The 5,732-nt window shown below is 54.2% G+C and carries 2 tRNA genes and 3 rRNA genes; all 5 read left to right on the top strand.

Features of this window, described 5'->3' with window-relative positions:
- The first annotated feature begins 425 nt into the window (after positions 1 to 425).
- The 5 genes from DOM41_RS17140 (at position 426) to rrf (ending at position 5,683) form a co-directional block, all read left to right on the top strand.
- Positions 426 to 1,965 (top strand): 16S ribosomal RNA (locus DOM41_RS17140).
- A 93-nt stretch (positions 1,966 to 2,058) separates the two neighbouring features.
- Positions 2,059 to 2,135: transfer RNA gene (locus tag DOM41_RS17135), tRNA-Ile, on the top strand.
- 122 nt (positions 2,136 to 2,257) lie between these two features.
- Positions 2,258 to 2,333, top strand: a tRNA-Ala gene (locus tag DOM41_RS17130).
- A 223-nt stretch (positions 2,334 to 2,556) separates the two neighbouring features.
- Positions 2,557 to 5,447 (top strand): 23S ribosomal RNA (locus DOM41_RS17125).
- Between the two features lie 120 nt (positions 5,448 to 5,567).
- Positions 5,568 to 5,683, top strand: a 5S ribosomal RNA gene (gene rrf / locus DOM41_RS17120).
- The 16S, 23S and 5S rRNA genes sit together here with 2 tRNA genes alongside, the layout of an rRNA operon.
- Positions 5,684 to 5,732: the final 49 nt, after the last annotated feature.

Here is a 5,732-nt window from a genome sequence, read left to right as displayed (position 1 = left end):
AGCCAAGCGTTTGATTAGATTGAAGAAATCGGTTGACGCAAGGCGGCGAGGAAGGCAAAATGCTCGCCAGCTTCTACGGGATCAGCACTGACGCTTGAGAAGGTTCGCTTCAGTCGCCCGGCAAGATTCAACAGAGAAAAACGTTGACATCTTCGCCAAGATCCTTAAAATACGCCTCTCCTTACGGCGAGCCGGAAAGCAAGCGCTGACAAGCACTTGAGTCACTTTCCTCCTCGTGGCAGAAGCTAAAAGGCTTCAAGTTGGGACGCTCTTTAACAATCGATCAGGTAATTGATGTGGGCGCTTGTTCTCGCGTGACGTAAGTCACGACATATCGAGGCAAGCGACTCGTCAAGATTCGTTTGACCTTGAACCAAGTTTGGTCCGCTTTTTTCCTTCGGGAGAAGTAAGGACTATCAGACTTTAAACTGAAGAGTTTGATCATGGCTCAGATTGAACGCTGGCGGCAGGCCTAACACATGCAAGTCGAGCGGCAGCACGGGGAGCTTGCTCCCTGGTGGCGAGCGGCGGACGGGTGAGTAATGCATAGGAATCTGCCCGGTAGTGGGGGATAACGTGGGGAAACCCACGCTAATACCGCATACGTCCTACGGGAGAAAGCGGAGGATCTTCGGACTTCGCGCTATCGGATGAGCCTATGTCGGATTAGCTAGTTGGTAAGGTAACGGCTTACCAAGGCGACGATCCGTAGCTGGTCTGAGAGGATGATCAGCCACACTGGGACTGAGACACGGCCCAGACTCCTACGGGAGGCAGCAGTGGGGAATATTGGACAATGGGCGAAAGCCTGATCCAGCCATGCCGCGTGTGTGAAGAAGGCTTTCGGGTTGTAAAGCACTTTCAGCGAGGAAGAAAGCCTGTCGGTTAATACCCGACAGGAACGACATCACTCGCAGAAGAAGCACCGGCTAACTCCGTGCCAGCAGCCGCGGTAATACGGAGGGTGCGAGCGTTAATCGGAATTACTGGGCGTAAAGCGCGCGTAGGTGGCTTGGCACGCCGGTTGTGAAAGCCCCGGGCTCAACCTGGGAACTGCATCCGGAACGGCCAGGCTAGAGTGCAGGAGAGGAAGGTGGAATTCCCGGTGTAGCGGTGAAATGCGTAGAGATCGGGAGGAATACCAGTGGCGAAGGCGGCCTTCTGGCCTGACACTGACACTGAGGTGCGAAAGCGTGGGTAGCAAACAGGATTAGATACCCTGGTAGTCCACGCCGTAAACGATGTCGACTAGCCGTTGGGACCTTTAAGGACTTAGTGGCGCAGTTAACGCGATAAGTCGACCGCCTGGGGAGTACGGCCGCAAGGTTAAAACTCAAATGAATTGACGGGGGCCCGCACAAGCGGTGGAGCATGTGGTTTAATTCGATGCAACGCGAAGAACCTTACCTACCCTTGACATCCTGCGAACTTGTGAGAGATCACTTGGTGCCTTCGGGAGCGCAGTGACAGGTGCTGCATGGCTGTCGTCAGCTCGTGTTGTGAAATGTTGGGTTAAGTCCCGTAACGAGCGCAACCCTTGTCCTTATTTGCCAGCGATTCGGTCGGGAACTCTAAGGAGACTGCCGGTGACAAACCGGAGGAAGGTGGGGACGACGTCAAGTCATCATGGCCCTTACGGGTAGGGCTACACACGTGCTACAATGGCCGGTACAAAGGGTTGCGAGACCGCGAGGTGGAGCGAATCCCATAAAGCCGGCCTCAGTCCGGATCGGAGTCTGCAACTCGACTCCGTGAAGTCGGAATCGCTAGTAATCGTGAATCAGAATGTCACGGTGAATACGTTCCCGGGCCTTGTACACACCGCCCGTCACACCATGGGAGTGGACTGCACCAGAAGTGGTTAGCTTAACCTTCGGGAGAGCGATCACCACGGTGTGGTTCATGACTGGGGTGAAGTCGTAACAAGGTAGCCGTAGGGGAACCTGCGGCTGGATCACCTCCTTAAACGATGAACGAAGCGCGGTTCAAGCGCTCACAATCAATTACCTGATCGGCCAGAGCGAAGACTGTTTGGGTCACGGACCCAGTGGTAAAGCCGGGTCTGTAGCTCAGTTGGTTAGAGCGCACCCCTGATAAGGGTGAGGTCGGCAGTTCGAGTCTGCCCAGACCCACCAAATTTTCGCCATGACGTCGTTGTTTCTCGGCTCGCATAGCAGGCTATGCGTCACTTCGAAATGCCTTGTCCTTGCGAAAATTGACTTGTCTTTACGTTACGGTAATTCACCGTAGCCTAAAAGGGGCCATAGCTCAGCTGGGAGAGCGCCTGCCTTGCACGCAGGAGGTCAGCGGTTCGATCCCGCTTGGCTCCACCATCTATTTCGATAGATGACGCTTCAGTTCCCAACAGTCGTCAAGTTCTAAGCCATCCGCTTTGCTGTGCAAAGTCGATCGCTTAGAGCTTTTGCTCTAATGCTCTTTAACAATTTGGATCATGCTGACAGTTTTTCTCTTCGGAGAAAAACGAAAGTGATACGTCTCAAGCGTATCCGGCAATTGTCGTAATCGATCGCAAAACCAGACCCCTTCGGGTTATATGGTCAAGCGATTAAGCGCACACGGTGGATGCCTTGGCAGCCAGAGGCGATGAAGGACGTTGTAGCCTGCGATAAGGCTCGGTGAGGTGGCAAACAACCTTTGACCCGGGCATTTCCGAATGGGGAAACCCACCCAGCATCAGCTGGGTATCCCACACTGAATACATAGGTGTTGGGAAGCGAACCGGGGGAACTGAAACATCTAAGTACCCCGAGGAAAAGAAATCAACCGAGATTCCCCTAGTAGCGGCGAGCGAACGGGGAGTAGCCCTTAAGCATGTGACTGGTTAGACGAACGCGCCTGGAAAGGCCGGCCATAGCGGGTGATAGCCCCGTAGTCGAAAACCTGATCATGTGAAATCGAGTAGGTCGGGGCACGAGAAACCTTGACTGAACATGGGGGGACCATCCTCCAAGGCTAAATACTCCTGGCTGACCGATAGTGAACCAGTACCGTGAGGGAAAGGCGAAAAGAACCCCGGAGAGGGGAGTGAAATAGATCCTGAAACCGTGTGCGTACAAGCAGTGGGAGCCGACTTGTTCGGTGACCGCGTACCTTTTGTATAATGGGTCAGCGACTTATATTCAGTGGCGAGCTTAACCGTATAGGGGAGGCGTAGGGAAACCGAGTCTTAACTGGGCGACCAGTCGCTGGATATAGACCCGAAACCGGGCGATCTATCCATGGCCAGGGTGAAGGTTAGGTAACACTGACTGGAGGCCCGAACTCAAGTATGTTGAAAAATGCTGAGATGAGCTGTGGATCGGAGTGAAAGGCTAATCAAGCTCGGAGATAGCTGGTTCTCCTCGAAAGCTATTTAGGTAGCGCCTCACGTATTACCGCCGGGGGTAGAGCACTGTTTCGGCTAGGGGCCCATCCCGGGTTACCAACCCGAGGCAAACTCCGAATACCGGTGAGTAGAGCGTGGGAGACACACGGCGGGTGCTAACGTCCGTCGTGAAAAGGGAAACAACCCAGACCGTCAGCTAAGGCCCCCAAATTCTGGTTAAGTGGGAAACGATGTGGGAAGGCACAGACAGCTAGGAGGTTGGCTTAGAAGCAGCCATCCTTTAAAGAAAGCGTAATAGCTCACTAGTCGAGTCGGCCTGCGCGGAAGATGTAACGGGGCTCAAACCAGATGCCGAAGCTACGGGTTCATCCTCTGGATGAGCGGTAGAGGAGCGTTGTGTAAGTCTGCGAAGGTGAGTTGAGAAGCTTGCTGGAGATATCACAAGTGCGAATGCTGACATGAGTAACGACAAGGGGAGTGAAAACCTCCCCCGCCGGAAGACCAAGGGTTTCTGTTCTACGTCAATCGGAGCAGAGTGAGTCGGCCCCTAAGGCGAGGCTGAAAAGCGTAGTCGATGGGAAACGGGTCAATATTCCCGTACCGGATGTTATTGCGATGAGGGGACGAAGAAGGCTAGGTGAGCCAGGCGTTGGTTGTCCTGGTGAAAGCATGTAGGCCGAGATCTTAGGCAAATCCGGGATCTTAAAGCCGAGATGCGAGACGAACGAACTACGGTTCGGAAGTCATCGATGCCACGCTTCCAGGAAAAGCCTCTAAGCTTCAGATAACATGCGACCGTACCCCAAACCGACACAGGTGGTCAGGGTGAGAATCCCAAGGCGCTTGAGAGAACTCGGGTGAAGGAACTAGGCAAAATGGCACCGTAACTTCGGGAGAAGGTGCGCCGGCTGTGGTGAAGGACCTCGCGTCCCGAGCTGCGACCGGTCGAAGATACCAGGTGGCTGCAACTGTTTACTAAAAACACAGCACTCTGCTAACGCGTAAGCGGACGTATAGGGTGTGACGCCTGCCCGGTGCCGGAAGGTTAATTGATGGTGTTAGCCGTAAGGCGAAGCTCTTGATCGAAGCCCCGGTAAACGGCGGCCGTAACTATAACGGTCCTAAGGTAGCGAAATTCCTTGTCGGGTAAGTTCCGACCTGCACGAATGGCGTAATGATGGCCACGCTGTCTCCACCCGAGACTCAGTGAAATTGAAATCGCAGTGAAGATGCTGTGTACCCGCGGCTAGACGGAAAGACCCCGTGAACCTTTACTATAGCTTCACACTGGACGCTGATGTTGCTTGTGTAGGATAGCTGGGAGGCTTGGAAACCGGGACGCTAGTTCCGGTGGAGCCAACCTTGAAATACCAGCCTGGCATCATTGGCGTTCTAACTTGGCACCGTGATCCGGTGTGAGGACAGTGTGTGGTGGGTAGTTTGACTGGGGCGGTCTCCTCCGAAAGAGTAACGGAGGAGCACGAAGGTACCCTCAGCACGGTTGGAAATCGTGCAATGAGTGCAAGAGCATAAGGGTGCTTAACTGCGAGACGGACATGTCGAGCAGGTGCGAAAGCAGGTTCTAGTGATCCGGTGGTTCTGTATGGAAGGGCCATCGCTCAACGGATAAAAGGTACTCCGGGGATAACAGGCTGATACCGCCCAAGAGTTCACATCGACGGCGGTGTTTGGCACCTCGATGTCGGCTCATCACATCCTGGGGCTGAAGTCGGTCCCAAGGGTATGGCTGTTCGCCATTTAAAGTGGTACGCGAGCTGGGTTTAGAACGTCGTGAGACAGTTCGGTCCCTATCTGCCGTGGGCGTTGGAGATTTGAGAAGTGCTGCTCCTAGTACGAGAGGACCGGAGTGGACGCACCTCTGGTGTTCCGGTTGTCACGCCAGTGGCATCGCCGGGTAGCTATGTGCGGACGGGATAACCGCTGAAAGCATCTAAGCGGGAAGCCCCCTTCAAGATGAGATCTCCCCGAGACCTAGAGTCTCCTAAAGGGTCCAGCAAGACTAGCTGGTTGATAGGCACGGTGTGGAAGCGCTGCAAGGCGTTGAGCTAACGTGTACTAATACCCCGTGAGGCTTGACCATATAACCCCAAGGGGTTTGCAGGTCGATCGATAATTGCGGATACGCATTGAGACGTAGTCAGCCTGATCCAAATTCAGTTGAAGGGACGCCTTATGGCCACCCCCTTCAGCGTCAGTTTTGCCTGACGACCATAGCGAGTGGGAACCACCTGAATCCATGCCGAACTCAGACGTGAAACCACTTAGCGCCGATGGTAGTGTGGGGTCTCCCCATGCGAGAGTAGGTCATCGTCAGGCACTTATTCGAAAAAACCCCAGCCCATCGGCTGGGGTTTTTTTATGCCCG

Origin of the sequence: Salinicola aestuarinus, from assembly GCF_003206645.1 — a bacterium.
GTDB lineage: Bacteria > Pseudomonadota > Gammaproteobacteria > Pseudomonadales > Halomonadaceae > Salinicola > Salinicola aestuarinus.
Note: the sequence above shows the minus strand (reverse complement) of the source record. Positions and strands in the feature narration are given on the sequence as shown.